Raw genomic sequence first — 26,565 nt, forward strand, 5'->3', positions numbered from 1 at the left:
CCGGGACGCGGCGCTGGGCCAACGAGGCCGATCAACGGGTGGAAGCGCCAGGTTCTGGACGGCGCAACAAGTGGCGCATCTCGCGCCCAAGGTGGAACATCACGTTATGGAAGCCAAGCAGGCCGATGCGCAGGATCTGGCCGGCGGCCAGCCCCGGGGCATCCGGCCGCTTGCGGCCCCACGAATCGATCCACGCGTCGGCTCGCGCAAAGGTGCACTGCACGAAAGCCATTTCCTCGCGCGGGCTCATTTCCGCCAGCTCCAGGCCGGTGTGCGTGTCGCCCTGGAACACCACCTTGGCGGGGAACATATGCTCGTCGTTCTGCAGGTAGAGCGAGATCTGCACCTGCTCGCCCACGGCTGCCTTCATGCCCGGCGGCAGCCGCATGCCGATGCCGCCCTCGGCGAAGTCGATGGTCTCGCACACCAGCGTGCGGCCATCGGGAAAGTGCAGCGTGGCGGGCAGCTTCATCGCCACGCGGTGCGCCACGCGGATCTGGCGCGTCTCGCTGGCGACCGCAATCGAGGCGCCGAGGATGATCAGGTTGTAGAACGTCCAGATCAGGTTGAGCACCACCGTGGTGGCCTCGAACTGGTTCCACAGGAACAGCCGCAGGAAGCCCACCACCACGCCCAGCACGTTGAACAGCAGCAGCACCAGGTAAGGCCGCGAGATCACCCAGTCGAAGTAGGCTTCCTCGATCACGCCGCCCTTGGGCGTCACGTTGAACTTGCCGGCCGCGGGGTTGACGAACGCCACCAGCACGGGCCGCATGATGTACCACGCCAGCACGGATTCGTAGACCTCGTTCCAGAACGAATGACGGAACTTGCCCTGGATGCGCGAGTTGGTCATGTTCGCGTGCAACAGGTGCGGCAGCGCGAAGGTGGCGATGGTCAGCGCCGGGGCCTGGATCACGTGGGCGCCGAACAGCAGGTAGGCCAGCGGCGCCGTCAGGAACACCAGCCGCGGCAAGCCGTAGAAGAAGTGCAGCATGGCGTTGAGGTAGCACAGGCGCTGCGGGATCGACAGGCCCGGCCCAAACAGCGGGTTGTCCACCCGGCAGATCTGCGCCATGCCCCGGGCCCAGCGAATGCGCTGCCCGACGTGGCCGGAGAGGCTTTCCGTGGCCAGCCCCGCCGCCTGGGGGATCGCCAGGTAGGCGGTGCCGTAGCCCTTGCGGTGCAGCTTGAGCGCGGTGTGCGCGTCCTCGGTCACGGTTTCCACCGCGATGCCGCCCACTTCCAGCAGCGGCGCGCGGCGGATCACGGCGCACGAACCGCAGAAGAAGGTAGCGTCCCACAGGTCGTTGCCGTCCTGCACCAGGCCGTAGAACAACTCGCCCTCGTTGGGGACTTCCTGGAAGGTGCGCAGGTTCTTCTCGAACGGATCGGGCGAGAAGAAATAGTGCGGCGTCTGCAGCATGGCCAGCTTGGGGTCCTTGAGGAACCAGCCCATGCTGATCTGCAGGAAGGAGCGCGTGGGAATGTGGTCGCAATCGAAAATCGCCACGTACTCGCCGTGCGTGCCCTTGAGCGCCTCGTTGATGTTGCCTGCCTTGGCATGGCGATTATGGTTACGCGTCACGTGGGTAACGCCGACCTTCTCGCAGAACTCGCGGAATTCCTCGCGCCGGCCGTCGTCCAGCACGTAGACGTTGATCTTGTCGCGCGGCCAGTCCAGCGACATCGCCGCGAATACCGTCGGCTTGACCACCGACAGCGGCTCGTTGTAGGTCGGGATGAAGATATCCACGGTCGGCCAGCTGGCAATGTCCGCGGGCATGGCCACCGGACGGCGCTTGAGCGGCCACGCGGTCTGAAAGTAGCCCAGCATCAGCACCACGAACGCGTAGATCTCTGCCAGCACCAGGCCGATGCCAAAAGCCGAGTCGAACCAGCCGCCCAGCCCCACCGTTTCCGTCAGGCGCCAGTACATATAGCGGCTGGAAGCCGCAATCGACAGGATCACCATCATCAGCGTGGCGAGGTGGCCCTTGACCCGGTTCAGCCAGACCGCCAGCCCGAAGCACACCGCGGCAAACCCGACCTGCTGCCAGAAATCCAGCGGCACCGTGATGACCAGCGCAAACATGAACAACCCGGCCAGCAACGCCAGCATCCGCGCCACCGCGCTATCCCAAAAGGGAAGCGAGACGAAGTTGTTGCCGAAACCCTGCAACGCGGCCGACAGCGCGTTGGGCTTGTCGTTGCCCTTGCTTTTGACTTTGCCCTTGGCCCGTGCGCCCTTGGGCGCCGCGGCGGCCTTTGCCTTGGCTGGCTTCACGCGGCTTCTCCGTGAGCGGCCAGGGCCTGGCGCACCCATGCAGCGCAACGCTGCAGGTCGTGCGTGGCCTGGCTGTGAGGGTTGTATTCGAGCACGCTGCGGTCGTAGGCCAGCGCCTCTGCCACCGCCTGGTCCTGGTGGATCACGCCCAGCACACGCTCGCCCAGCTGGGCGCGCAGCACCTGCACCACATCCTTGCCAAGCTGACGGCTCACGTCGACCTGGTTGATCACCAGCATATGGCCCAGGTAATCGGGCCGGCCCTCGCAATAGGTGCGGATCAGGTCTTCCATCAGGGGCATGGTGGCGTAGGACGCGGCGTCCGGCAGCGACACCATCAGGCACAGCTGCGCACATGACAGTGCCTGGCGCATGTAGGGCGACGGGCCCGGCGGCGTATCAATCACAACGACATCGTCGCGGCCCAGGCCAAGTCCGGCAAGCTGGGTGCGCAGCCATCCCGGATGGGTGGAGAGGTGCGCTTCAAACGCTGAGCGGTCCGTCTCGTTGAGCGAGCCGAACGGCATGACCAGCACACGGGAGCGGCCCTTGTACATGCTCTGCTGCCACGCTTCCCCGGCCAGCGTGGCGCGCGCATGCCCGGCAACTTCCTGCGGCGGCATGCCGAAATGCAGGCGCAGCGCATTCTGCGGATCCAGGTCCACGGCGAGTACGTTCTCGCCGGCAACCGCCAGCGCTTCAGCCAGGTTGGCCGACAGCGTGGTCTTGCCCACGCCGCCTTTGGCCGAGACAACAGCAATGATCTTCACGAGCGATTCAGCCGATCAAGAAAGGAGCGGCGCGCGGGTGCGCGCTCGCTGGTGGTGGCCGGCTCCTGGCGGCCTTCGAGGCGGGCGAACACCTTGGATAATTCGGTGTCGGCGGCGCGGGCTGGCTCAGGCGCCGCCGGGGACCAGATGCGGGCCGGCTCGGGCTCGGGGGCAACGACCGGGTTCGCTACGGCTGCCGGTTGGGGCGGCGCTGCGGCAACTTCCGGCGTTGATCGCGGCATCGAGGCCGACGCCACCGGCGCCATGCCTTCCGGCGTGCGGAAACGCGGCATCATCGCCGAGGCGGTCGCGCCCGGTGCCGCCGTTGCCACCGGTGCGGCCGGGGGGGCAGCCTGGGCGGCAGGCGGAAGCTCGCCTGCCGGCAGGGCCGCGCGCCACAATGGCGCGGGCGGCGCAGACGGCGCCTCTGCCGTGCCGGCAACGTCATGCGCATGCGGCGCGGCAGGCTGCACGGGTGGCACTACGGCAGCGCGGTCGACCCGCACGGAAGTCAGCAGCGGCCAGCGCTCGCGCGCCTGCGTCGCCGCGTCTTCGCGCACGATCTCTTTGTATGACTCCGCCTTGCCGCCGAAACGCTGGAACAGCTTGGACAAATCGTCGGATTGACTCATGGGATCTCACTCACGCAAGGCAGTACGCCGGCGCGAAAACTGCTGCAAACGGCGGACGGCACTTCAACGCCCGAACCGGAACTCCACGCATCCGGTGGCATCGATCGGTGTACTTTGGCTGACCCGCAGGGTCTCGGACGAGCCGAGCATGCGGAACCAGTGCTGGTACGCCCCCTCCAGGAATGCCGGCGACCAGGTGTCGGCCCCGTCCCCAAGCGCCGCATTCAGCGGCGCGCAGTAATGCCGGACCACCAGTGCGCCGCCCACATCCTCGATGCTGGTCCAGCCCCAGTCCACATCCAGCCAGATCTGCGCGACGGCGCGCTCCAGCTCGGCAAGCGTCGCGCAGGCACCAGGATCGAAACGCTTGGCAAAACGCGTGCCAACGCGCCACATCACGGCGCGCAGGCCGGCCACGTCCATGGTCTCGGATAGTTCTTCGGCGAGCGCCGACAGCACATCACGCCATTGCGACGAGCAATGCCGCTCAGTGAGATATTGCAGAATTGCTTGATTCACCCCGAGATCCTGTCTTAATTGCTTACAGTCAATATTCTTCTTATTGTTGGAGCGCCATTTTCTTACCAACCCGGCGATCTGGGCAAATGCTTTGCGCGCAACAATGGCTATGTTCCATCCTCGCAACATCCACAACGGCGCCGCCATGCCCCGAACCGCACGATTTCCCGCGCGGGTAGGCGCCACGGCCTTTCGCGGGCAGCCCAAGCCTGACAGTTTCCACGTCACACGGGAACCCACCCCCTTCTGAAGCGGGGAACACTTCACATTGCCAGTCAAATGTCTCTACATTACCCCGCAAGGTGCCGTTGCCGGTCAGCGAAGACCGCTCACAGTGCCATTCTTGCGCGATAAATTGCAGACCGGCGCATGTATTTTCTCCCGGCGGGAATATAGCGCGGCTTGGGGCGAGAAACGATAGGACAGGGCCCGCGGCACTAAGGCAGGTGGCTGGGGCTTAGTCCGGCATGACCTGTGCGCCGGGGCGGGCCGCAGCGACGAATGCATCAATCAGGCGCGCTCCGCGCCGTTCGCGCAAGAAATAGAGATACTCGCTCATTTCCTCGCTACTATCCTCAAAATCCAGCATTTTCAGGTGTGGATGGCTCGGCACCTCATGGCGGGCAATGACGGATACGCCGAGCCCGCGAATGACCGCCTCGCGAATCGATTCCCGGCTGCCGATTTCCATCGGCGTGGCAGGCACCACGCCCGCCCGTGCCAGCATCTGCTCGGTGACGATACGCGTGGTCGACCCTGCCTCGCGCATCAGCAGCCGGCAACTGGCCAGCGCGGCGACCGGCACCCGTGCCTGCGCCGCCAGCGCATGGCTGCGATGCACCACCAGCACGAGCGGGTCCTCGCCCAGCAGCATGCGCTCCAGGCGGGGGTCATCCACCTTCTGGGAGGACGAGGCCACGTCCACGCGATATTCCTGCAGGGCATCGAGCACTTCCTGCGAGTTGCCGGTCTCGACCGTCACATCAATGGCCGGGTAGCGCGCGCTGAAGCGGCCGATGATGTCGAGCACGTAGTACGGCGCGGTGGCGCCAATGCGCAGGCTGCCCGTGCGCAGGTCGCCCGAGTGGCGCAGGAAAAAGTCGATTTCCGTTTCCTGCTGGACCAGCGCTTCGACCTTGGGCAGCAGCGCCAGCCCGGCATCCGACAAGGCCAGCCGGCGCCCGCCGCGATGGAACAGCTCGACGCCGTAGGCCTCCTCCAGCGCGCGGATCTGGGCGGTGATGGTCGGCTGCGACAGGCCAAGCCGCTTGGCGGCCTGGGTCACGCTGCCGATGCGGGCGACCATGAAAAAGGACTTGAGCTGGGCAATGAGCATGCTGGAGACGCGTGGTGATAGCGCAGGTGAATCGGGTGCTTGCCCTCGGTGGACGCGCCCGGCACAACGGATGACGCCGTTGCTGCCGGGGGCGTATTCTAAGGCCCGGGATCTGTTGCCACGCCGCTTTCGACCGAACAGGAGAATGCCATGCCCGAGCGCAAGCAGGACGCCACCCGGATCGAGACCGACAGCCTGGGCGACGTACCGGTGCCAGCCCGGCACCTGTGGGGCGCGCAGACCGAGCGCTCGCGCCAGAACTTCCGCATCGGCTGCGAGACGATGCCGCCCGCGCTGATCGAGGCGTTCGCCATCCTCAAGCTCTGCGCAGCGCGTGCCAACAGAGAGCTGCACGTGCTCAAGCCGGAACTGGCCCACGCCATCGAGGCGGCGGCGCAGGAGATCATCGCCGGCAAGTGGCCCGGGGAGTTTCCGCTCTCGGTCTGGCAGACCGGCTCGGGCACGCAGACCAATATGAACCTGAACGAGGTGATTGCCAACCGCGCGATCCAGTTGCTGGGCGGCGAGCCGGGCGCGAAGCGGCCGGTGCATCCCAACGATCACGTCAACGCCAGCCAGTCTTCAAACGACAGCTTTCCCACGGCGATGCATATCGCCGCCACCCGGGCGATCCAGCTGCAACTGCTGCCCGCGCTGGAGCGCTTGCAGCAGGCGCTCGGGCGCAAGGTGGACGCGTTCAGCGATATCGTCAAGGTGGGCCGCACGCACTTGCAGGACGCCGTGCCGCTGACGCTCGGCCAGGAGTTCTCCGGCTACGAAGCCCAGGTGGGCGATGCCCAGTCGCGCCTGCGCCAGGCCATGCTGCGCGCCATGCCGGTACCGCAGGGCGGCACCGCGGTAGGCACCGGGCTGAATGCGCCGCACGGTTTTGCCGCGGCCTTCGCGCGCGCGCTGTCGGACTACACGGGCCTGCCGTTCGAGCCCGCGCCGAACCGCTATGCGCTGCAAGCCTCGCACGATGCGCTGGCCGACCTGTCGGGCGCGCTCAATACCACGGCATCGTCCTTCCTGAAAATAGCGCGCGATTTCATGCTGCTCGGCTCCGGTCCGCGCGCGGGCCTTGCCGAACTGATCCTGCCGGCCAACGAGACCGGCTCTTCGATCATGCCGGGCAAGGTCAATCCCACCCAGGCCGAGGCGCTGGCCATGGTGTGCTGCCGGGTGATCGGCAACCACACCACCGTCACGCTGGCCAATAGCCTCGGCACGCTCGAGCTCAACGCGTACAAGCCCGTGATCATCTACAGCCTGCTGCAATCGGTCACGCTGCTTGCCGATGCCGCCGCGAGCTTTGCCGAACGCATGGTGGAAGGGGTACAGGCGGATCGCGAGCGCATCGCCGAGATGCTCGGGCGCTCGCTGATGCCCGTGACGGCGCTCAACCCGCACATCGGCTACGACCGCGCCGCCGAGATCGCCAAGCTGGCGGTCACGCGAGGCCTGCCGCTGCGCGAGGCGGCGCTCGCCTCGGGACATGTCACGGCGGCCCAGTTCGATGCATGGATCGACCTGAAGGGAATGACCAAGGAAATATGAGGCGCCGCTTAGCGCTGGCCCATCTCGCACACGGCGCAGACGGTAACGGCCGCACCACAGGTGAAGACCAGCATCACCAACACCATCAAGGCGTCGACAAAGCTCATGCTGCCCGGTGCAATCGCGCTGACCAGCCGCCAGCAGATCCAGGCGATCCATCCCAGCGCCGCGATGGCACTGCAGACCGCCAGGGTTGCACAGGCACGGTGCGTCGGCCGGCGCCAGGAACCCGCAGGAACGGCAGCAGGGGCGCTTTCGTTATCGGAAATAGCAGTCTGCATCCGGATTCTCCTTAGCCAAGCCTTGCGGCCTTGGCGGAGCACGCCTGGGCCCGCATCGTATGCGCCTGAGAAGAGCCCCGCGCGGCGAGGCGCGCACGGGGCTATGAGGACGCATTGGGCCGCATTCGACGATCAGCTTGCGTGCCGCCCGAATGCCGCCCGGACTGAAGTATGGTTCGGCGAACGCCGGTTGGCTATCGGTGGCCGTCTGACAGGGTGCATGGGCCGACCTTTGTGGCCGAAAAGCAAAAGCGTACCCGTTTCTGCGTACCTTGAAACCCAGTTGCAACGGCAAGAGAGGGGCTCGCGCCTACTTGCCCGCGGCCTTCTGCCGATAACGCGCCAGTTCGGCGCCTAGCCACGGTGCGCTCTCCACCGGCTGGGCCTGGCCGCACTTGACCAGGTAAGGCTTGCCGCTGACGCTGCTCTTGCTCGCGCCCAGTTCGATAAAGCTCTCGCTGGTGCTGATGGCCCCCTTGTCGGCCAGGTAGTCGTACTTCTTCTTGAGGTGGGCAGCCGCATCTGGCGCCGGATACCAGCTGCCATTGCGGTTGAACTGGCAATTCGAGCCTGCCAGGTAGGCAAAGAGATGGGTGACCTCGGCCTGCGTGGCAGCGGGCGGTGGCGCCGCGGCGGCGGGGGCCATGGGGACCGCCAGCGCAGTGGCTAGCAGCAGGGCGGACAGGAAGGCAGGCTTCATTTTCACGGAGTCGATAAGTCGCATCCGCTGCATTAGAGCGGTATTTCCGCTCCAGTTCAAGGCTTGAGGAGCGGCCAGAGCGCCCGCCGCGCGGGCGGAACCAACTGCCCGCGCGCCAAAGCGTACCCGTTTCTGCGTAGCAATCCGGAGCCTCAGCCGATCGCGCCACCGCCATCGAGCAGCACCGTCGAACCCGTGGCAAAGCCCGTCCCGGCCAGGTAAAGGATGGCTTGCGCCACGTCTTCGGGCTGGCCAATGCGCTGCGCCGGGAGCCGCGCGGCCACGTTTTCGAACATGGCCTTGCGCGCGGCGCCGTCCAGCTTGTCCCACAGCGGCGTGGCGATCAGGCCCGGGGAGACGGTATTGACGCGCACCGGCGACAGTTCCAATGCCAAGCCGCGGCTGAGCGCGTCCAGCGCGGCATTGATGGCGCCCTGCAGCACGGATGCCTTGCTCGGCCGAACGCCCAGGAAACCCGAAACCAGCGTCAGCGAGCCATGCTCGCTGATCGGCACCAGGCGCGCAACGCGATAGGCGCCCCAGAACTTGCTGTTCATCGCGGCGTAGGCATCGGCCAACGGCAACTGGCGCACCGGGCCGGTGGGTGTCTGCGCGGCGGAGATCACGACGTGGTCCCACGGGGTGGCGCCGTCCATGAACTGCGCCACGCTGGCGTCGTCGGTAATATCGACCGTGGCGCCGCTGACCGTGCCGGCGCTGGCCAGCGTGCGTACAGCGGCATCGACTTTTTCCTGCGAGCGCGAGGCAATCGTGACGCTGGCGCCGCGCTCGGCAAAGGCAGCCGCAGTGGCCAGGCCGATGCCGGAACTGCCGCCAACCACCAGTACCCTGGCGTTCTTGAAATCGGGAAACATGGCAAGACTCCTTGAATTTCCTTCAATGGCCAATCCATGCGGCAAGAAGGAAGGCCGCATGCTTGCCAGCCATTATGGTCACGGCGCGCCGGCGGATCATCCACCCAGGATTGGAAGCACTCTTGGCAGGTATTTGATAATCGAGGGAGCGCCGGAGCACGCCAGCAAGCCCGGCGCACCGCCGCTACAATGCGGCGGTGCAGCTTAGGCCCCGTCCCGGGACCGCTCACCCTCCTCCCAGCCGTCGCCAACGGCCCCGAAACAATCTCCTGCCCATCATGAAGCCGCTCCTGCTCGTCCTCAGCCACGTCAGCGCACAGCATCTGTCCTGGATTGCCGAACAATACGAGGTGCGCTACGCGCCCGACAGCGCGGCCCGTGCCGCGCAGGTCCGGGAGGCCGGCGCCCGCGTGCGCGCGGTGCTGACGATCGGCACGGTCGGCCTCACCGCTGCGGAGATCGACGCCATGCCCGCGCTGGAGCTGGTGTGCGCGCTGGGCGCAGGGTACGAGAACATTGCCGTGGCCCACGCCCGTGCGCGCGGCATCGTCGTGGCCAACGGCGCCGGCACCAACGACAGCTGCGTGGCGGACCACGCCATGGCGCTGCTGCTAGCCACCGTGCGCGCCATCCCGGTCCTGGACCAGGCCACGCGCGCCGGCAAATGGCGCACCGCGCTGCCGATGCAGCCCAATGTGTCGGGCAAGCGCATGGGGATTCTCGGCCTCGGCACCATCGGCCGGCGCATTGCCCAGCGCGGCCTGGGCTTCGACCTGGAGGTGGGCTATCACAACCGGACCCGGCGCGATGACGCGCCGTATCGCTATTTCGACAACCTCGGCGCGCTGGCCGAATGGGCCGACTACCTGATCATCGCCACGCCCGGCGGCGCGGACACCCGCCACCTGGTCGACGCCAAGGTGCTGGCCCAGTTGGGCCCGGGCGGCTTCGTGGTCAATATCGCGCGCGGCAGCGTGCTCGACACCGCGGCGCTGGCTGATGCCCTGCGCGCCGGCAAGCTCGGCGGCGCCGGACTTGACGTGTACGAGACCGAGCCCGAGCCGCCCGCCGAGCTGTTCGACTGCCCCAATGTGGTCCTGACCCCGCACGTGGCAGGCAGGTCGCCAGAAGCCATCGATGCCTCGGTGCGGCAGTTCCTGGAAAACAGCCGGCTGCATTTTGCCGGCGAGCCTGTACTCACACCGGTAGGCTGACAAGAGGCCCCGCCGCGCGCTCACGCGGCGGGAAACACCACCCGCACGCGCAGCCCGGGCGCGGCATCTTCCAGCGAGACCTGCGCGCCGTGCGATTGCGCGATCTCCGCCACGATGGCCAGGCCCAGCCCGCTGCCCCCGGTGGGCGCTTCCGGCACCCGGTAGAAGCGGTCAAACACGCGCGCGCGCTCGGCGGGGGCAATTCCCGGGCCATCGTCCTGCACGATCAGTTCCGCGCTCTGCGTACCCGATTCTCCTCCGCCCGGCGCGGCCCGCCCCCGGCCAACCAGCACATCGACCCTGCCGCCGGCCGGCACATAGCGCAGCGCATTGTCGACCAGGTTGGTCAACAGGATGCGCAGCGCATCGACGTCGCCGCGCACCATGACCGGGCCGGCGGCGGCGTCGAGCCCCAGGTCGATGTGGCGGTCGAGCGCGGCCTGGGTCATCTCCGCCACCACGCTTTGCGCCAGCGCGCGCAGGTCCACCGGCTCATGCGGGGGCGCTGCCGCACCGGGCTCCTGGCGCGCCAGCGTGAGCAGCTGGGCCACCATGTGCGTGAGCCGCTCCAGCCCCTGGCGCAGCTTGGCCACGGCCTCCTGCCGCTCCTCGGCCGTATCGGCGCGCTCCACCAGCTGGGCCTGCAACTGCAGCGCGGCCAGCGGCGTGCGCAGCGCGTGCGCGGCGTCAGCCACGAAGGCGCGCTGGGTATCGATGGCGTGGGAGAGCCGCGCCAGCAACTGGTTGAGTGCCTCGGTCAACGGCGCGATCTCGTCCGGCATGCGGCTGACCGCCAGCGGGGCCAGGGCGTTGGCGTCACGCTGGCGCACCCCGGCGGCGATCTCGCGCAAGGGCCGCAGGCCGCGTCCCACGGCCACCCACACCAGCCAGCCAATCAGCGGCAGCAGCAACAGCAGGGGCGCCACGGTGCGTAGCGCCATGCGCGCGGCAACCTCGCTGCGCGCCGACATCGGCTGGGCAATCTGCACCACGCCGAGCCCGAGCTGCACGCTGTAGATCCGCCATTCGCCCTGCGCGGTCTTGACGTTGGAAAATCCCAGCTCGGCACGCGGCGGCAACGCCGGATGCGCGTGCGACAAATACAGGCTGCGGCCGGAGCCATCCCAGATATGGATCACGACGTCTTCATCGGCATGGAACAGGCTGTCGCTAGGCGAGCCCGGCGCGCCGGGCGACTGCTGCGCAACGAACGGCGGCATCACCGGATCGGCGAACTGGCTGGGCAGCGCGGCGGCCACCTGCTTCATCTGGTAGTCGAACAGTGCGTTGGCTTCCTGCCGGGCCTGCCCGTAGATCAGCGCGGTGGCAATGGCGATGCCGGCCAGCAGGCCCAGGGCAAGCCACCACAGCAGGGTTCTCTGGATGGAACGCATCAGCCCGCGCTCCCGGCTTCGAGCTTGGGCACCACATAGCCCACGCCGCGGATATTGCGGATCAGCCCCGCGCCGAATTTCTTGCGCAGCGCGTGGATGTAGACCTCCACTGTGTTGCTGCCGACTTCATCGCCCCAGCCGTACAGGCGCTCCTCCAGCTGTGCCACCGACCACACCTTGCCGGGCCGCGCCAGCAGCGCCGAGAGCAAGCCGAACTCGCGCGCCGACAGGCGCACCGCCTCGCCGTCAAGAGTGGCCTCGCGAGTCACGGGATTGATCACGATGCCGCCATAGCGCAGCAGCGGCTCCGCCCGGCCTTCGGCGCGGCGCACCAGCGCGTGCATGCGCGCGGCCAGTTCCTGCAGGTCGAAGGGCTTGACGAGGTAGTCGTCAGCGCCGGCGTTCAGTCCCGCCACGCGATCGGCCACGGCGTCGCGCGCGGTCAGGATCAGCACTGGCGTATTCACGCCGCGCGCGCGCAGCGCGGCGAGCACCTCCAGCCCGGAGCGGCGCGGCAGGCCCAGGTCGAGCAGGATCAGCGCATAGCAGGCCTCGCCATCGGGGCCGCCCGACTGGGTGGCCGCGGCCAGGCCGGCCTCGCCGTCCTGCACCCAGTCCACCGCGAAGCCTTCCTGGCGCAATGCCAGCTTCACGCTATCGCCGATCATGGCGTCGTCTTCCACCAGCAACACTCGCATGGTCAGGTCCGGATCAGGCAGGGTTAGGTTGGTTGGCCGGGTTGGCTCGACTGGCGCCATCGCCATCGCCATCGCCGTCGACGCCGTGCGTGATCGCTTCCTCCAGCGCCTGCGCCAGTCCGGGCAGCGCCGGGTACTGCGCGTTGATCACGTAAACCGGCAGGCTTTCCAGGTACGCGCTCATCCGCCCCTTGGCGGTAAAGCGCGCGTTGAACGCGGAGTTGCGCAGCGCGGGCACGAAGCGCGGCACGATGCCGCCGCCCAGGTAAACGCCGCCACGCGCACCCAGTACCAGCGCAATATCGGCCGCCACGGAACCCAGCAAGCCGCAAAACACGGCAAGCGCGCGCTCGCAGAGCGGGTCGTGCCGGTGAATCGCGCCTTCGGTTACCGCTGCCGGTTCGAGCTGGCGAGCCAGGGGCGTACCCGTTTCTGCGTGCAACGCGGCATGCGTCAGCGACAGCCCCATGCCCGACAAAAGACGCTCGGCCGAGACACGGCCGAAGGCCTGGTGCGCCGCGCGCCACGCGGTCCATTCGTCTTCGGTCTCCGGCATCAGCTCGATATGGCCGCCCTCGCCGGCCAGCGCCACGGCCGGCCCGGAGCGCGCGGGCACCAGCCCGGACACGCCCAGCCCGGTGCCCGGCCCCACCAGCGCGAGCGGCGCGCCGGCCACGGCCACGCCCTGGCGCAGCGGTGTCAGGTCCTGCGTGCCAAGGTGTGGCAAACCCAGCGCCAACGCGGTGAAATCGTTGATGGCCAGCAGCAGGTCCAGGCCCAGCGAGCGCTGCATCTGCGAGATGGAGAACGCCCAGGCGTGATTGGTCAGCTTGACGCGATCGCCGGTCACCGGGTTGGCGAGGCCTACGGCCGCGTGGCGCGGCCTGGCAATGCCGGCCGGCAAGCCGCCGAGGTAGTGCTGCATGGCAGCCTCGAGCGAGGGGAAATCGGCGACTTTAAGCGCGGTCACCGGGCCGATGCGCTGCGGCGCGGTCTCCAGCGCAAAGCGCACATTGGTACCGCCGACATCGCCCAGCAGGCGTGGAAAGCTCTGCATGGCGTCAGGCCGAGAAGACATCGGTGCCATGCCGGTGCCGGCTCAGCACCAGGCTGATGGGCAACGCCGGGGTAGGTCCCTTGCAGGCGCGCGCGAACACGGCCGTCTTGACGGGCCCCGCGAACGACAGGAAGACGCGCTCGGCAGCCAGCAGCGCCGCCAGGTTCAGCGTGATGCGCGCGTGCGGCGCCTCGCGCGGATGCGTGACCATATAGCCCGGCTGCGGCTCGGCAAGGGCCTGCTCCAACTCGGGCGCCTCGGGAAACAGCGAAGCGGTGTGGCCATCCTCGCCCATGCCCAGCACGATCACGTCGGGCTGGCGCCAGGCCGCGTTCAGCCGTGCCACCGCGCTGGCGGGGTCGACCACTTCGGCGGCGTCGGCCACCAGCGGCACGAAGGCCGCCTTGCCAGCCGCCTCGCGCAGCAGGTGGCGGCGCACCAGCGCGCCGTTGCTGTCGTCATGGTCGGGCGGCACCACACGCTCGTCGACGAGCGTGATGGTGACCGCGTCCCAGCGGATGGTGCGATGGCGCAGGCGCTCGAACATCGCCACCGGCGAGCGGCCGCCGGACACCGCCAGCACCGCCCAGCCGTTCACGCCGATGGCGATCTCCAGCGCGTGGGCTACCGAGATCGCCATCGCTTCGGCCAGGTCCGCCTCGGAGGTATGTTCGTAGCGTCGCATGGGCAGTGTCTCCTGTTCGAATGAGGGTCTATCAATGATCAGCGGGCGCGGCTCACACCTCTTCGTGCCAGAGCGAGCCGTCGCGCGACATCAGCGCGGACGAAGAGGCCGGACCCCATGTGCCGGCGGTATACGCCTTGGGCGGCATGGTGCTGCCAGCCCACGTATCGATGATGGGCTCGACCCAGCGCCACGCCTGCGCCTGCTCGTCGCGCCGCACGAACAGCCCGAGGCGGCCGCGAATGACATCGAGCAGCAAGCGCTCGTAGGCGCCTGCGCGGCGCACCTTGAAGGAGTTGGCGAAGTCCAGGTCGAGCGAGGTGCCCGTGAGCGCCACCGTATCACCGGGCTGCTTGACCAGGAAATACAGGCGGATGCTTTCCTCCGGTTGCAGCCGGATCACCAGCCGGTTCTGCGGCGACAAGGTCAGCGGGCGCGGGAAGATGGCGTGCGGCACATCGCGGAAGTGGATGACGATCTCCGCCACGCGCGACTGCATGCGCTTGCCGGTGCGCAGGTAAAACGGCACGCCAGACCAGCGCCAGTTGGCGATCTCGGCCTTGATGGCGACAAAGGTCTCGGTATGGCTGTCGGGCGCGATGCCCTTCTCGTCGAGGTAGCCCACCACCGGCTTGCCGCCCACGGCGCCGGCACGGTACTGCCCGCGCACGGTTTTCTCGGCCACGTCCTGCGGCGTGATGGGCTTGAGCGCCTTGAGGATCTTGATCTTTTCGTCGCGGATCGCATCCTCGGACAGGCTGGTGGGCGGCTCCATCGCCACCATGCACAGCAGTTGCAGCAGGTGGTTCTGCACCATGTCGCGCAGCGCGCCGGTGTTGTCGTAGAACTCGCCGCGCGTTTCCACGCCAAGCTCCTCGGCGATGGTGATCTGCACGTCCTGCACCCATTCGCGGCGCCACAGCGGCTCGAACAGCGCGTTGCCGAAGCGGATCGCCATCAGGTTCTGCACCGACTCCTTGCCCAGGTAGTGGTCGATCCGGTAGATCTGGTCTTCGGCGAAGTACTGCGCCACGGCCGAGTTGATCGCGTCGGACGAATGCAGGTCGTGCCCGAGCGGCTTCTCCAGGACGATGCGGACATTGGGATGATTGAGCCCGGTGCGCGCGAGCTGCTCGCAGATGGGGACAAAGATATGCGGCCCGGTGGCGAGATAGCACACCACCACCTCTGGCGAGCGCTGCAGCACCTTGGCCGCCAGCGCGTCGAAGTGCTCGGGCACGCGGGCGTCGGCCTGCACGTAGCTGATGCGCGCAAGGAAGGTGGCCCAGGCTTCGGGTGGTGCATGCTCAAGACCCGGCCGCACGCTCTGCTCCAGCGAACCGATATAGTCTTCGGTGGAAAGGGGATGGCTGCCGGTGGCAAGAATGCGGGCGTTGGGATGAAGCAGACCCGCGCGGTGTGCATCGAACAGCGCCGGCAGCAGCTTGCGCCGCGCCAGGTCCCCGGTGCCACCGAACAGCACCATGTCGAAATCGGGCATGCTCACCCTGTACTCCTTGTCTTGGCCAACGTGAGTGCGGCGCAAGGGCCCGGCGGGGCCTGCGGGGTTCCAGGAACACCAGTGCGCGTCACTTTACTGAGTGCCGTGGTGCGCCGCATAAGTTCCGGCCAGTTTAGTTGAGTCGCTGCCGCTTGGCGAGGCGTGGAACGCTCGGCGCGGCCGCGGAGGTTTGCCTGCGCGCGCTAGCCGAGCAGCAGATCCACCCACAGGCCGCGAGCCTGGAGCTGGTAGGCGCGCGTGGCCTCGATCAGGGCGCGGCGGGGCGCCGGGTCCATGATGGCCTCGGGCAGCAGCGGATCGCGCACGATGGCGCGGATGATGGCGCGGCCCACCAGCATGGCTTCGCGCGCGGCGGCATCCGGCGCCATGCGCGCCAGCTTGGCCTGGCTGCGCTCAAGTTGCGCCAGCGCGCGGCGGTACGCGGATTGCAGCGCCGGCACATCCCACAGCTGCACCATGCGCGCGGCGGCATCGGCATCGAACTCGCGGCCCACAAAGAGCAGGCTGGCGCCGGCCATCCCGAGCCGGGACAACGCGGTACGTATGGCCGGGGCGCCGCCCGCGAGATTGTCCGGGCGCACGTTGATGCCAGCGGCCAGCACCCGAAAGCCGGACAACGAGAGCGCGCGCGCATGGTGGCGCCAGGCGGTCTTCTCGCTGCGCGCCACGGCGGCGTCCTGCACCACCAGCCAGTCGCCAGCCCAGTGCCCCAGCCGGCTCTCTTTTTCGAACCAATGCTCGACCTCGTCGTAGACCGGGTTGCCTTCCGGCAGCACCGCGTAGCAGCCACGCTCCGTCTTGACGATGCGGCCCTGGCGCTGCAAGCGCGTCAGCGCCACACGCACGCTGGGCGTGCCGATGCCCATCACCTCGGCGCCGCGCGCCAGCGCCTGCACTGGCAGGGTACGCTCCGGATGGCCATAGAGCAGGTCCAGGACCAGGTCGGTCGCCGAGGGCTCGCGGATCTCTATTTCATGCATGGGTCGAAAGCGGGAGCAGCGTAGGCGGCAAAGGATGCCGCGAAGGGTAAACCAGAAATATTTCTTTTCTTGGCACAAATATATCATCCGATGAAATATTTATGCATGTGGAAAAACACCTGGAAAGTGCCCGATTCGTGCAATTCACCCCTGCCAGGCGCAGGCACCGAGGATACGAGCATGGATAGTAAGCCCAGTCAGCCCAACCATTATGTCAGGACCGAAACGTCCGGCCCGGTCCTCACCATCATTCTGGACCGCGCCGACAAGCGCAACGCCGTGGACGGCCCGATGGCGCTGGCGCTGCGCGAGGCATTTGCCGGGTTCGAATCCGACCCGGCGCTGCGCGTGGCCGTGCTATGGGGCGCGGGCGGGCATTTCTGCGGCGGCGCCGACCTGTCGGCGGTGAGCGACCCGACGCGCCGTCACGAGCTGGATCCGCAAGGCGGTGGCGCGGGCCCGATGGGCCCGAGCCGGATGGCGCTTTCCAAGCCGCTGGTAGCCGCGGTCAGCGGCTATGCGGTAGCGGGCGGGCTGGAGCTGGCGCTGTTGGCGGACCTGCGCGTGGCGGAGCGCGATGCCGTCTTCGGCGTGTTCTGCCGGCGCTGGGGCGTACCGCTGATCGACGGCGGCACGGTGCGCTTGCCGCGCATCGTCGGCATGGGCCGCGCGCTCGACATGATCCTGAGCGGCCGCCCGGTGCCCGCCGAGGAAGCGCTCGCCATGGGGCTGGCCAACCGCATGGTCGAGCCCGGCCAGGCCCGCGCCGCGGCCGAGGCGCTGGCGCATGAGCTGGCCGCCTTCCCGCAGCGCTGCATGCTGGCGGACCGGGCCTCCGCCTACGGGCAATGGGACCTGCCGCTGGCCGACGCACTGCGGGCCGAAGGCATCAACGGCACGCCGATCGTGTTCGAGGAGGGCATCCAGGGGGCCGCCCGCTTTGTCGGGGGTGCCGGCCGGCACGGCGATTTCTCCGGCTAGGCGGGCATCGGGAACAGGGGCGGGAACGGGGCAAACACGCCCCGGCTCGGCAAAGCGTACCCGTTTCTGCGTAGCCGGGGCGGGATGCAATGGCAGTGGAATCAGCCCTGTCCCGCCAGTGCCGAACTCAACCCACCATGCATGGCCGGCCCGGCGGCGACGATCCCCTGGCACCCCCACGTAAACGGCTTGCCATCCAGCGCGGTCACCACGCCACCCGCCTCGGTCACCAGCAACACGCCTGGCAACCAGTCGTAGTAATCCTGTCCGCATTCCCAGTAGCCGTCTAGCGCGCCACCGGCAACCAGCGCCAGCAACAACGACGTAGGACCGTATACGCGCTGCCCGAACACCTGCGGCAACAAACGGCCAAAGCGATCCAGAAAGGCCGCGGTATCGTTGCGCACCTGCCCTGGCCAGTTGGGATGCGCCGTGGCAATCAGCGCCGAGGCCAGCTCCCCACGCGCATTGGCGCGCAATGGTGCCCCATCGCAATCGGCGCCCTGGCCGGCCACCGCCCGATACGTCCGCCCGGTGGCCGGGTCATGCACCAGCGCCAGTGCTGGCACGCCTTCTACCACCAGGCACAGTGCAATGGTCCAGCCCGGCATGCCGCTCAGGTAGTGCAGGGCGCCATCGATGGGGTCGCAAACCCAGTAAGCGTCGGCATACTCAGGCGCCTGCTGCTCGCCGCTCTCCAGTTCCTGCTCGGAGAACGGGATCCGCGGCCAGCGCTCGAGCAAGGCCCTTTTCAGCGCCGAGCCGACGGCGCCGCTGTGCTGGTCGAACGCCGCCCGCAGTGCGTGGAAGTCGGCGGGGGCGCTGCGTGGCTGCTGCGTGTGCAGCCGCCGGCCTTGCTGGGCAAGCAAGGCGCTCAGGCTATCGAGCACGGCCGCCACGGGCTGGCCGAGACGTTCGGCAAGGGGCTGAGGGTTGATGTTGGCATTGACGTTGGCATTCACGATGCATCGCTCCTGGCTGGGTTGGAGCCGCCAGTCTAGGCACTCACCGCATTGCCATCTAACGATAGAATGCCAACTTATATTCGAAACGGGCCAAACCGATGTCGCTACGAGAAATCCGGCCAATCGCGCATGAAGCCGCCCAGGAGCAGGTGCCCCATGCGCATGCCGAGGGCCAGCTGTTCACGGTGAAGTCCGGCGTGGTCAGCATCGAGGCCGGTGGCGGGCGCTGGCTGATGCCGACCGGCTGCATCGGCTGGGTGCCGCCGTATGCATCGCACGGTGCGCACATCCATGGCGCGATGACCGGCATGAGCCTGTATTTCGACGAGGCATGGAGCCGTGCCGCCATGCCGGAAACCCTCAAAGTGGTACGCCTGTCGCCGCTGCTGGCCGCGCTGCTCGACACGCTGGCGCAAGCCGAGCCGCCGTCCGGGCCGATGCGCGAGCATTACCTGGCGGTCTTTGCCGATGACTTCATCCGCCAGCCGGCGCAAACACTGTTCCTGCCCATGCCCCAGGAGCCGCGCCTGCTGCGCATGGCCACCGCCTTGCTGGCCAGCCCGGACGACAACACCGGCCTGGATGGCTGGGCGGCGCGCATCGGCATGGGCCGCCGCACGCTCACCCGACACTTTCAGGCCGACACCGGCTGGACCCTGGCGCAATGGCGCCAGCAGTTGCGCATGCTGGCGGCCATGGAGCGGCTGGTGGCTGGCGAAAGCGTCACAGCCGTGGCGCTAGGCCTGGGCTACGCCAGCGTCAGCAGCTTCATTGCCCTGTTCCGCCGTTACACCGGCACCACACCGCGTGCCTACCTGGCGCTGGGCAAGGGCTGAGACAGGACAAGCGCGGGAGGCCTCTCGCGGGTGCAGCAAGCGCCAACCCACCCGCTCTTGTATGCTACGGCTATTGCCGCCGAAGAAGCCTGACCGCGCCATGAGCCACAAATCCCGCAGCCTCCTGCAGTCGATCTTCAGTCACCCGCTCAGCAACAACATCCACTGGCGCGAGGTGGAATCGCTGCTGCAGCAACTCGGCGCGAAGGTGGAGCCAATCCAGGGCGCCCGCTTCAGGGTGGTGCTCAACGAGTACGAGTTCTACCTTCATCACCCGCACCATGGCAATGTCTGCGCCAAGCAGGAGATCAAGCACCTGCGCGATTGCCTGGTCGCCGCCGGCGTCAGCCCACCCGACGGCGACGACAAGCCGAAGTGACACGGCGCTCGCCCGGGCAGGCCCCGCGGCGAACCCCGGCACGGCCATCCTCATCGGCCGCCAAGGCCAACCATTGCCCCAGCCCATCCATTCCTACGGATTTCCATGACCAATCTTTCCGCCTTCCTCGTTACCAATAAATGGCCCGCCTTGCGCCCGGAGCGGATCCAGCTCTATTCGCTGCCCACGCCCAATGGCGTCAAGGTCTCGATCATGCTCGAGGAAACCGGCCTGCCGTACGAACCGCACCTGGTGCGTTTCGACTCCAATGACCAGTACACACCGGAATTCCTGTCGATCAGCCCCAACAACAAGATTCCCGCCATCCTCGACCCGAACGGCCCCGGCGACCAGCCGCTGGCCCTGTTCGAGTCCGGCGCGATCCTGCTCTACCTTGCCGACAAGAGCGGCAAGTTCATCCCGCAAGATCCCGCGGGCCGCTACGAGACCATCCAGTGGCTGATGTTCCAGATGGGCGGCATCGGGCCGATGTTCGGGCAACTGGGATTCTTCAACAAGTTCGCCGGCAAGGAATACGAGGACAAGCGCCCGCGCGACCGCTATGTCGCGGAAGCCAAGCGCTTGCTGGCCGTGCTCAACGGACGCCTCGCGGACCGTGCCTGGATCATGGGCGACACCTACACCATTGCCGACATCGCGACCTTCCCTTGGGTGCGCAACCTGATCGGGTTCTACGAGGCCGGCGAGCTGGTCGGCATCCAGGACTTCCCCCACGTCACGCGCGCGCTCGAGGCCTTCCTTGCGCGTCCCGCGGTGGCAAAGGGCCTGGATATCCCGAAGCGCGTCTAGGCCAACCCGGAGCCACGCCAGTGCCGCTGATTCAGTTTGACGACCTTGCCGCCGCGCTGCCGAGCGCATGGAAGTCCACGGTCTTGGGCCAGGTCGGCCCCGCCCGCATCAAGGTGCTGCGCATGGATGAACAAGCGTATGAAGCCGAGACGCATGACTACAACGAAGGCCTGCTCGTGGTGAGCGGACGGCTTATGTTGCAAGTGCAAGGCGAAGCCGGCACGGTTGTCGTCGAGCCCGGGCAGATGTACCTCGCCCTTGCCGGCATCCCACATGCCGTGCTGCCCGGCAGCCACGGCACGCTGGTGATCATCGACGTCTGAGCAAGAGGCGGACGCCCACGCGGCGCCCGCCCGATTGCAGCTGCCGTCAGGCTCAGCCAGCCATCTCCACCACCGCCGCGGCTGGTGCCGCGGCATAGTGATCGAACTGCATGGCAAAGCTGGCGCGGCCCGAGGTCAGCGCGCGCAGGCTGCCGATATAGCCGAACAGGCTGGCCAGCGGCACATGCGCCTGCACCACCGTGGTGTTTCCGCCACCGCGTTGCGATTGCCCGCGCACCATGCCACGGCGCCGGTGGATATCGCCGATGACGTCACCCACATGGTCGGCGGGCGTCACCACTTCCACGCTCATCACCGGTTCCAGCACCACGGGCGCGGCCTGCCGCGCGGCTTCGCGGAAGGCGGACGCGGCCGCGGTCTCGAAGGCCAGGGCCGAGGAGTCGCGCTCGTGATAACTGCCGTCCAGCAAGATGGCCTGGACATCCACCACCGGGTAGCCCGCGAGCACGCCCTGCGCAGCCGCGCGCCGGATGCCGGCCTCCACCGCTGGCACGAACTCGCGCGGCACCGCGCCGCCGCTGATGCGGCTCTCGAACCGGACGCCCTCGCCGCGCGCCAGCGGCTCGAAGCGCAGCACCACTTCCGCGTACTGGCCCGGGCCACCGCTTTGCTTGCGATGCAGGTAGCGCGCATCGGCGGCACGGGTCAGCGTTTCGCGATACGCCACCTGCGGGCGGCCTACCGTGACCTCCACATGAAAGCGCGTGCGCAGCTTCTCCAGCGTGACCTCCAGCTGCAGCTCGCCCATGCCGGACAGCAACGTCTGCCCGCTCTCCGGATCCTGGCGCAGGCGCAGGCTCGGATCTTCCTGCACCAGCACTTGCAGCCCGCGCGACAAGCCGGCCTGGTCGGACTGGCTCTTCGGCTCGATGGCCACGTCGATCACCGGCTCGGGCGTGTCAATCGTTTCCAGCACCATGGGGTGCGCGGGATCCGTCAGCGTGTCGCCGGTGATGGTGGCCTTGAGGCCCGCGATCGCCACGATGTCGCCGGCCACGGCAACCGCCAGCTCCTGCTTGCGGTCCGCGTGCATCTCGTACAGCCTTGCCACCCGCTCGCGCTTGCCGCTGCCCGCGTTGAGCACGGTGTCGCCGGCAGCAAGCCGCCCGCGATACACGCGCACGAACGTCAGCGTGCCGTGCGCGTCGTGCACGACCTTGAAGGCGAGCGCCACCAGCGGCTGGTCAACGTCCGCGCTCACTGCATGGCGGCCCGCTTCGCCAGGTTCTGGCAGGTACGCAGTCACCGCATCGAGCAAAGGCTCCACGCCCTTGTTCTTGAAGGCGGAACCCGCCAGCACGGGCACCACGGCGCCGCTGATGGTCGCGCGCCGGATGGCTGCGCGCAGGGCGTCACCGGCCGGCTCGCGGCCCGCCAGGTAGTCTTCCAGCAAGGCATCGTCCTGCTCGGCCAGCGTTTCCAGCAAACGCTGGCGCCAGGCCCCGGCCTGCTCCGCCAGCGCCGGCGGCACGGCATCGGTCACGTAACCCGTGCCGCCTTGCCATAGCAGGGCCTGCATGCTCACGAGGTCGACCACGCCGTGGAAATCGCCTTCGCGGCCGATCGGCAACTGCAGCACAAGCGGCACCACGCCGAGGCGTTCTTCGATCATGCCGGCCACGCGCAGGAAATCCGCGCCGGTGCGATCCAGCTTGTTGATGAACGCGAGGCGCGGCACGCGGTAGTGGTCCGCCAGGCGCCAGTTGGTCTCCGTCTGCGGCTCCACGCCGGCCACGCCGTCGAACACCACCACGGCGCCGTCGAGCACGCGCAGCGAGCGGTTCACCTCGATGTTGAAATCGATGTGGCCCGGGGTATCGATCAGGTTGATCTGGTGCCCGCGCCAGTACACGGTGGTGGCCGCGCTGTTGATGGTGATGCCGCGCGCCTGCTCCTGTGGATCGAAATCCATGGTGGCGGCGCCGTCATGCACCTCGCCCAGCCTGTGGCTGGCACCGGTGTAGAACAGGATGCGTTCCGACGTGGTGGTCTTGCCCGCGTCCACGTGGGCGATGATGCCGATGTTCCTGAGTTTCCTGCTTTCCTTCCTGCTTTCCTTCCTGCTTTCGTTTCTGCTTTCCATGATGGGCTGCCTGAATGCAAACACCCTGGCGGGTGCGTGCCTGCCAGGGTGTTTGTGGTCCCTGGGAGGCGATCTGCGAGGCCTCCCGGACTGCATGTGCAGCCAGGAGGCTATGGGATCGCTTGCGAGGCGGCGCCGGCATGCCGCATGCGGCACGCAAAGGTCTCGGTGACTACGCCAGACGACGCCGTTACCGCACCAAGGGACGAGCGCAAGCCCCCGTTCCCTTGGCCGGTTTGAATCGTGGCAATCAACTTGTCGTAGGTACGCATGGCGTGTCAGATGGTGGCGAAACAAAAAAACAAAACCCCGGCGGGCCTGCGGGCCGTCCGGGGTTGGCGATGATCGGTTTCGTCGTTCCCGGAACTGGCCTTGCAGCCTTCCGGGCGGGATGCTCGGAAGACTAGACGTGAATAGCCAGCAGCACGCGCTCACCGTAAGGTGCCGCGGCAAACGCTGCGATGGCGGGGCGTTGCGCTGCTTGCTTCATGTCGTTTGAACTCCTGAGAATGCGGCGGAGTCTAGCACTTGTGGAGAAAACGTGCAGCGGCTCATACTGGCGCCAAGCGTGCACCGACCGCGCACCGGCCGCTCACCAACCGTGCGCCCCTCCCCAAAGTGCACTAGGCTGAAAAAGCACCCACGCAGGAGATCCCCATGCCAAGTCACCCAGTCCTGGAACGGGTCACCGCCCGCATCGTGGCGCGCAGCGCCGCCACCCGCCAGACCTACATGGATCGCACCCGCGCCATGGCGGGACAGAAGGTGGAACGCGCGCAGCTCTCGTGTACCAACCTCGCGCACGCCGTGGCGGCCATGCCTGAGCAGGCCAAGATCCGCCTGAAAGCGCAGGAGCGCCCCAACCTCGCCATCGTCTCGTCCTACAACGACATGCTGTCGGCGCACCAGCCCCTGGCGGAGTATCCGCAATGGCTCAAGGAAGCCGCGCTGGAGGCGGGCGGCACCGCGCAATTCGCCGGCGGCACGCCCGCCATGTGCGATGGCGTGACGCAGGGCCAGGACGGCATGGATCTCTCGCTGTTCTCGCGCGACGTGATTGCGCTATCCACGGCGGTGGCGCTGTCGCACCAGATGTTCGACGGCGCGCTGTACCTCGGCGTGTGCGACAAGATCGTGCCGGGGCTGGTGATGGGCGCGCTGTCGTTCGGCCACCTGCCCGCCATCTTCGTGCCAGGCGGCCCTATGACCACCGGTATCGGCAACGAGGAAAAGGCCCGCGTGCGCCAGCGCTATGCCGAGGGCAAGCTCAGCCGCGCGGAGTTGCTGGAGGCGGAGAGCCAGTCATATCACGGCCCGGGCACCTGCACCTTCTACGGCACCGCCAACTCCAACCAGATGCTGATGGAGATCATGGGCCTGCACCTGCCCGGCACCGCCTTCGTCAATCCCAACACGCCACTGCGCGAAGCCCTCACGCGCGAATCCGCGCGTCAGGCGTTACGCCTTGTGCATGGCGGCGCTCGCTATACGCCGGTAGCGGACGTGCTCGACGAGCGCGCCTTCGTCAATGGCATCGTCGGCCTGCTGGCCACCGGCGGCTCCACCAACCATACGTTGCACCTGGTGGCGATGGCGCGCACCGCGGGCATCGTGCTGGGCTGGGACGATTTTGCCGAGCTATCGGAAGTGGTACCGCTGCTGGCGCGCGTGTATCCGAACGGCAGCGCGGATGTGAACCAGTTCCAGGCCGCCGGCGGACTCGGGCTGGTGATTCGCGGCTTGCTGCAGCTTGGCCTGCTGCACGACGACGTGACCACCGTGGTCGGCAAGGGCCTGGCCGACTACACGCGCGAGCCGGTGCTGCGCGATGGCCAGCTCACCTGGATCGACGGGCCCGAAGCGCCGCTGGACGACACCATCGTGCGCGCCGCCGGCCAGCCTTTCGCGCCGGAAGGCGGCATCAAGCTGCTCGACGGCAATATCGGCCGCGCCGTGCTGAAGATATCGGCAGTCAAGCCCGAGCACCACATCGTGCAAGCCCCGGCGATGGTGTTCCACACGCAAGACGCGCTGATCGAAGCGTTCAAGCGCGGCGAGCTGGAGCGTGACTTTATCGCGGTGCTGCCATGGCAAGGGCCGGCCGCCTGCGGCATGCCGGAGCTGCACAAGCTCACACCCACGCTGACCGTGCTGCAGGACCGCGGCTTCCACGTGGCGCTGGTGACGGACGGACGCATGTCCGGCGCGTCGGGCAAGGTGCCGGCCGCCATCCATGTGTGCCCCGAGGCATTGAGTGGTGGCGGCATCGCCCGCGTGCGCGATGGCGACCCGATGCGCGTGGACGCGCATGCGGGCGTGCTCACGGTGCTGGTCCCCGAAACGGAATGGGCCGCGCGCTCGGTGACGCCGCCCGACCTCTCAGCCAACCGGCACGGCGTGGGGCGCGACCTGTTTGCCAATTTCCGCCGTCATGTGAGCACGGCGGAGGCGGGAGCCTGCTCGCTGTTTGCCGAGGAAGGCTGACGCGAGATAGCTTGTGCGCGGCTTAGAAGCTGTGGCTGATACCGGCGCCAAATCCGGTACCGCCACTTGCGTAGCGGCTGTGGCGATACGACACCGCGCCATACAGCGTGGTGCGCTTCGATAGCGCATAGTCCACCCCGCTGGTGACGTAGTCGGTCACGCCCGCCGCGCCATAGCCCTGGAAATCGCGCGCGCCCGAAAGCTTCAGCGTATAGGCGCCCACGCGCCAGTTGACGCCAAGCGTGGCGGCGCTGCGCCTGGCGCTGGCGTCGCCGAGGAAGGCCTGGCTCGCGGCGCTTAGATGGGTCTGGCTGTACGAGGCCATCAGCCGCACCTTGGTGAACGCGTAGGCCAGCCCCGCGAACCACGTATTGTCATACGCCGAATTGCGCTCCGCCGTCAGCATGGCCGACCAGGGCCCGGCATCGTAGTTGAGCGAGGCCGCCAGCGGCCGCGTGCGGTCCCGGTTGCCGGCGGCATCCGGCGTTTCATTCTTCTCAACACCGGCGGATACGTGCACGTGTATCCCGCCCCATTTCGGCGAGTCGTAGAACACGCCGTTGTTCAGGCGCGAGTATTCGCCCGCGGGGCCATTGTGGTACGGATCGGTGCGATAGGACGGGTGGTACACGTACCACGCCACCGAACTCACGCGGTTGAAATTGTCCCAGCTGTCGTACTGCCAGTCGTATTGCCACATCGGCGTCAGCGCACGGCCAACGCGCAGATCGCCGTAGGGCGACTGGATGCCAATAGTGGATTCGCCCTGGAAATACGGCGTGGCGCCGCTGGCTTCGAGCCGGCCATCGCCCATGTCGAAGCGTGTTTGCAGGTTCAGGGTGGCGGCCCAGCCGGGGGCCAAGGTCTCGTTGCCGCGCAGGCCGATGAAGCTGCGCTGCATGGTGCCGAGCTGAATGGGCTGGCCGGGCGCGGGACGGAAGATGCCGACGTCGGCAAACCCGTACAGCGTGAGGCTGCCCTGCGCGTGCGCAGTCGGTGCGGCGGGGGCGAGCACGGTGGCGCAGGCCAGCGCAGGCAGGCACCGCGCCAGCCTTGCGCGCGGCGCACAGGACTTTCGGGCAATGGGGTTCAGTTCGAGCTTGTGTGCAGACTGCAAATCCAATTCCAGAGATTGAAGGCAAGCCGTGTTTCGCCGCGTGGCGCAACGAAACGCGG

At 67.6% G+C, this 26,565-nt stretch carries 25 protein-coding genes; 8 read left to right on the forward strand and 17 right to left on the reverse strand.

The genetic code is table 11. The features are described from left to right. Window positions 1-31 precede the first annotated feature (31 nt). From bcsA to A9975_RS22125, 5 genes are all read right to left on the reverse strand, one after another. On the reverse strand, window positions 32-2,287 hold the full coding sequence (gene bcsA / locus A9975_RS22105; protein WP_370565215.1) for a UDP-forming cellulose synthase catalytic subunit: 2,256 nt from the start codon (window positions 2,285-2,287) through the stop codon (window positions 32-34). After that, a complete protein-coding gene (gene bcsQ, locus A9975_RS22110) occupies window positions 2,284-3,057 on the reverse strand; it encodes a cellulose biosynthesis protein BcsQ (protein WP_174425716.1) in 774 nt (257 codons plus the stop codon). Before bcsQ ends, bcsA begins: the two co-directional genes overlap by 4 nt. Then, window positions 3,054-3,689: a cellulose biosynthesis protein BcsP gene (gene bcsP / locus A9975_RS22115; protein ID WP_183034685.1), complete on the reverse strand. Its 636-nt coding sequence runs from the start codon at window positions 3,687-3,689 to the stop codon at window positions 3,054-3,056. The genes bcsQ and bcsP overlap by 4 nt, the downstream gene beginning before the upstream one ends. Before the next feature lie 63 nt (window positions 3,690-3,752). Beyond that, window positions 3,753-4,208, reverse strand: a complete 456-nt coding sequence (locus A9975_RS22120; RefSeq protein ID WP_183034686.1) for a cellulose biosynthesis protein BcsD — start codon at window positions 4,206-4,208, stop codon at window positions 3,753-3,755. 457 nt (window positions 4,209-4,665) lie between these two features. Beyond that, window positions 4,666-5,544 carry a LysR family transcriptional regulator gene (locus A9975_RS22125; protein ID WP_183034687.1) on the reverse strand — a complete coding sequence of 293 codons (879 nt, stop codon included), beginning with the start codon at window positions 5,542-5,544 and terminating at the stop codon, window positions 4,666-4,668. 150 nt (window positions 5,545-5,694) lie between these two features. Here A9975_RS22125 and A9975_RS22130 point away from each other — a divergent pair, with 150 nt between their 5' ends. Further along, window positions 5,695-7,101 carry a lyase family protein gene (locus tag A9975_RS22130; protein ID WP_183034688.1) on the forward strand — a complete coding sequence of 469 codons (1,407 nt, stop codon included), beginning with the start codon at window positions 5,695-5,697 and terminating at the stop codon, window positions 7,099-7,101. Window positions 7,102-7,109: 8 nt separating this feature from the next. On the opposite strand, the gene A9975_RS22135 is transcribed toward A9975_RS22130, so the two are convergent. The 3 genes from A9975_RS22135 to A9975_RS22145 all read right to left on the reverse strand — a co-directional run bounded on the left by A9975_RS22135 (window position 7,110) and on the right by A9975_RS22145 (window position 8,957). Beyond that, on the reverse strand, window positions 7,110-7,382 hold the full coding sequence (locus A9975_RS22135) for a hypothetical protein (protein ID WP_183034689.1): 273 nt from the start codon (window positions 7,380-7,382) through the stop codon (window positions 7,110-7,112). A gap of 310 nt (window positions 7,383-7,692) precedes the next feature. Further along, entirely contained in the window at window positions 7,693-8,082 is a 390-nt protein-coding gene (locus A9975_RS22140) for a DUF5329 domain-containing protein (protein ID WP_253928610.1), read from the reverse strand. 152 nt (window positions 8,083-8,234) lie between these two features. After that, a complete protein-coding gene (locus A9975_RS22145; protein WP_183034691.1) occupies window positions 8,235-8,957 on the reverse strand; it encodes an SDR family oxidoreductase in 723 nt (240 codons plus the stop codon). 278 nt (window positions 8,958-9,235) lie between these two features. On the opposite strand from A9975_RS22145, the gene A9975_RS22150 reads away from it, so the two are divergent. Further along, a complete protein-coding gene (locus A9975_RS22150) occupies window positions 9,236-10,171 on the forward strand; it encodes a 2-hydroxyacid dehydrogenase (RefSeq protein ID WP_183034692.1) in 936 nt (311 codons plus the stop codon). A 20-nt stretch (window positions 10,172-10,191) separates the two neighbouring features. Here the strand turns inward: A9975_RS22150 and A9975_RS22155 are convergent, their stop codons facing one another. The 6 genes from A9975_RS22155 to A9975_RS22180 form a co-directional block, all read right to left on the reverse strand. Beyond that, the gene (locus tag A9975_RS22155; RefSeq protein WP_183034693.1) at window positions 10,192-11,565 is read right to left on the reverse strand and encodes an ATP-binding protein; all 1,374 of its coding nucleotides are present in this window, start codon (window positions 11,563-11,565) and stop codon (window positions 10,192-10,194) included. After that, window positions 11,565-12,263 carry a response regulator transcription factor gene (locus A9975_RS22160; protein ID WP_150993448.1) on the reverse strand — a complete coding sequence of 233 codons (699 nt, stop codon included), beginning with the start codon at window positions 12,261-12,263 and terminating at the stop codon, window positions 11,565-11,567. The genes A9975_RS22155 and A9975_RS22160 overlap by 1 nt, the downstream gene beginning before the upstream one ends. Before the next feature lie 13 nt (window positions 12,264-12,276). Further along, window positions 12,277-13,341, reverse strand: a complete 1,065-nt coding sequence (glk, locus tag A9975_RS22165; protein ID WP_370565222.1) for a glucokinase — start codon at window positions 13,339-13,341, stop codon at window positions 12,277-12,279. After that, window positions 13,325-14,005 (reverse strand): 6-phosphogluconolactonase, encoded by a 681-nt coding sequence (pgl, locus tag A9975_RS22170; protein ID WP_183034695.1) that lies wholly within the window; start codon window positions 14,003-14,005, stop codon window positions 13,325-13,327. The genes glk and pgl overlap by 17 nt, the downstream gene beginning before the upstream one ends. Window positions 14,006-14,057: 52 nt before the next feature. After that, entirely contained in the window at window positions 14,058-15,506 is a 1,449-nt protein-coding gene (gene zwf / locus A9975_RS22175; RefSeq protein WP_150989294.1) for a glucose-6-phosphate dehydrogenase, read from the reverse strand. A 203-nt stretch (window positions 15,507-15,709) separates the two neighbouring features. After that, complete coding sequence (locus tag A9975_RS22180; RefSeq protein WP_183034696.1) at window positions 15,710-16,507, reverse strand: PaaX family transcriptional regulator C-terminal domain-containing protein; 798 nt, start codon at window positions 16,505-16,507, stop codon at window positions 15,710-15,712. A 180-nt stretch (window positions 16,508-16,687) separates the two neighbouring features. Between A9975_RS22180 and A9975_RS22185 the strand changes: the two genes are divergently transcribed. Beyond that, window positions 16,688-17,488: a crotonase/enoyl-CoA hydratase family protein gene (locus tag A9975_RS22185; RefSeq protein WP_183034697.1), complete on the forward strand. Its 801-nt coding sequence runs from the start codon at window positions 16,688-16,690 to the stop codon at window positions 17,486-17,488. 101 nt (window positions 17,489-17,589) lie between these two features. Here the strand turns inward: A9975_RS22185 and A9975_RS22190 are convergent, their stop codons facing one another. Continuing rightward, a complete protein-coding gene (locus A9975_RS22190) occupies window positions 17,590-18,450 on the reverse strand; it encodes an inositol monophosphatase family protein (RefSeq protein WP_183034698.1) in 861 nt (286 codons plus the stop codon). Window positions 18,451-18,551: 101 nt separating this feature from the next. Here A9975_RS22190 and A9975_RS22195 point away from each other — a divergent pair, with 101 nt between their 5' ends. From A9975_RS22195 to A9975_RS22210, 4 genes are all read left to right on the forward strand, one after another. Then, the gene (locus tag A9975_RS22195) at window positions 18,552-19,289 is read left to right on the forward strand and encodes an AraC family transcriptional regulator (protein WP_183034699.1); all 738 of its coding nucleotides are present in this window, start codon (window positions 18,552-18,554) and stop codon (window positions 19,287-19,289) included. A 100-nt stretch (window positions 19,290-19,389) separates the two neighbouring features. Next, a complete protein-coding gene (locus A9975_RS22200) occupies window positions 19,390-19,668 on the forward strand; it encodes a type II toxin-antitoxin system HicA family toxin (protein ID WP_174425730.1) in 279 nt (92 codons plus the stop codon). Window positions 19,669-19,773: 105 nt separating this feature from the next. Then, window positions 19,774-20,478: a glutathione S-transferase N-terminal domain-containing protein gene (locus tag A9975_RS22205; protein WP_183034700.1), complete on the forward strand. Its 705-nt coding sequence runs from the start codon at window positions 19,774-19,776 to the stop codon at window positions 20,476-20,478. 20 nt (window positions 20,479-20,498) lie between these two features. Continuing rightward, window positions 20,499-20,801 (forward strand): cupin domain-containing protein, encoded by a 303-nt coding sequence (locus A9975_RS22210; RefSeq protein ID WP_183034701.1) that lies wholly within the window; start codon window positions 20,499-20,501, stop codon window positions 20,799-20,801. A 52-nt stretch (window positions 20,802-20,853) separates the two neighbouring features. Here the strand turns inward: A9975_RS22210 and fusA are convergent, their stop codons facing one another. Then, entirely contained in the window at window positions 20,854-22,905 is a 2,052-nt protein-coding gene (gene fusA, locus A9975_RS22215) for an elongation factor G (protein ID WP_183034702.1), read from the reverse strand. A 657-nt stretch (window positions 22,906-23,562) separates the two neighbouring features. On the opposite strand from fusA, the gene edd reads away from it, so the two are divergent. Further along, window positions 23,563-25,389 carry a phosphogluconate dehydratase gene (gene edd, locus A9975_RS22220; RefSeq protein ID WP_183034703.1) on the forward strand — a complete coding sequence of 609 codons (1,827 nt, stop codon included), beginning with the start codon at window positions 23,563-23,565 and terminating at the stop codon, window positions 25,387-25,389. A gap of 22 nt (window positions 25,390-25,411) precedes the next feature. Here edd and A9975_RS22225 read toward each other — a convergent pair whose 3' ends face one another. Continuing rightward, a complete protein-coding gene (locus A9975_RS22225) occupies window positions 25,412-26,506 on the reverse strand; it encodes a porin (protein WP_183034704.1) in 1,095 nt (364 codons plus the stop codon). Between the last annotated feature and the right edge of the window lie 59 nt (window positions 26,507-26,565).

It is taken from the genome of Cupriavidus sp. UME77 (assembly GCF_014170355.1).
Taxonomy (GTDB): Bacteria; Pseudomonadota; Gammaproteobacteria; order Burkholderiales; family Burkholderiaceae; genus Cupriavidus; species Cupriavidus basilensis.

Bases quoted from the DNA above. Each gene is read 5' to 3' on its own strand.
- bcsP (WP_183034685.1), bottom strand. From the start codon at position 3,689: ATGAGTCAATCCGACGATTTGTCCAAGCTGTTCCAGCGTTTCGGCGGC.
- A9975_RS22125 (WP_183034687.1), bottom strand. From the start codon at position 5,544: ATGCTCATTGCCCAGCTCAAGTCCTTTTTCATGGTCGCCCGCATCGGC.
- A9975_RS22130 (WP_183034688.1), top strand. From the start codon at position 5,695: ATGCCCGAGCGCAAGCAGGACGCCACCCGGATCGAGACCGACAGCCTG.
- A9975_RS22135 (WP_183034689.1), bottom strand. From the start codon at position 7,382: ATGCAGACTGCTATTTCCGATAACGAAAGCGCCCCTGCTGCCGTTCCT.
- A9975_RS22140 (WP_253928610.1), bottom strand. From the start codon at position 8,082: ATGAAGCCTGCCTTCCTGTCCGCCCTGCTGCTAGCCACTGCGCTGGCG.
- A9975_RS22145 (WP_183034691.1), bottom strand. From the start codon at position 8,957: ATGTTTCCCGATTTCAAGAACGCCAGGGTACTGGTGGTTGGCGGCAGT.
- A9975_RS22150 (WP_183034692.1), top strand. From the start codon at position 9,236: ATGAAGCCGCTCCTGCTCGTCCTCAGCCACGTCAGCGCACAGCATCTG.
- A9975_RS22155 (WP_183034693.1), bottom strand. From the start codon at position 11,565: ATGCGTTCCATCCAGAGAACCCTGCTGTGGTGGCTTGCCCTGGGCCTG.
- A9975_RS22160 (WP_150993448.1), bottom strand. From the start codon at position 12,263: ATGCGAGTGTTGCTGGTGGAAGACGACGCCATGATCGGCGATAGCGTG.
- glk (WP_370565222.1), bottom strand. From the start codon at position 13,341: ATGTCTTCTCGGCCTGACGCCATGCAGAGCTTTCCACGCCTGCTGGGC.
- pgl (WP_183034695.1), bottom strand. From the start codon at position 14,005: ATGCGACGCTACGAACATACCTCCGAGGCGGACCTGGCCGAAGCGATG.
- zwf (WP_150989294.1), bottom strand. From the start codon at position 15,506: ATGCCCGATTTCGACATGGTGCTGTTCGGTGGCACCGGGGACCTGGCG.
- A9975_RS22180 (WP_183034696.1), bottom strand. From the start codon at position 16,507: ATGCATGAAATAGAGATCCGCGAGCCCTCGGCGACCGACCTGGTCCTG.
- A9975_RS22185 (WP_183034697.1), top strand. From the start codon at position 16,688: ATGGATAGTAAGCCCAGTCAGCCCAACCATTATGTCAGGACCGAAACG.
- A9975_RS22195 (WP_183034699.1), top strand. From the start codon at position 18,552: ATGTCGCTACGAGAAATCCGGCCAATCGCGCATGAAGCCGCCCAGGAG.
- A9975_RS22200 (WP_174425730.1), top strand. From the start codon at position 19,390: ATGAGCCACAAATCCCGCAGCCTCCTGCAGTCGATCTTCAGTCACCCG.
- A9975_RS22205 (WP_183034700.1), top strand. From the start codon at position 19,774: ATGACCAATCTTTCCGCCTTCCTCGTTACCAATAAATGGCCCGCCTTG.
- fusA (WP_183034702.1), bottom strand. From the start codon at position 22,905: ATGGAAAGCAGAAACGAAAGCAGGAAGGAAAGCAGGAAGGAAAGCAGG.
- edd (WP_183034703.1), top strand. From the start codon at position 23,563: ATGCCAAGTCACCCAGTCCTGGAACGGGTCACCGCCCGCATCGTGGCG.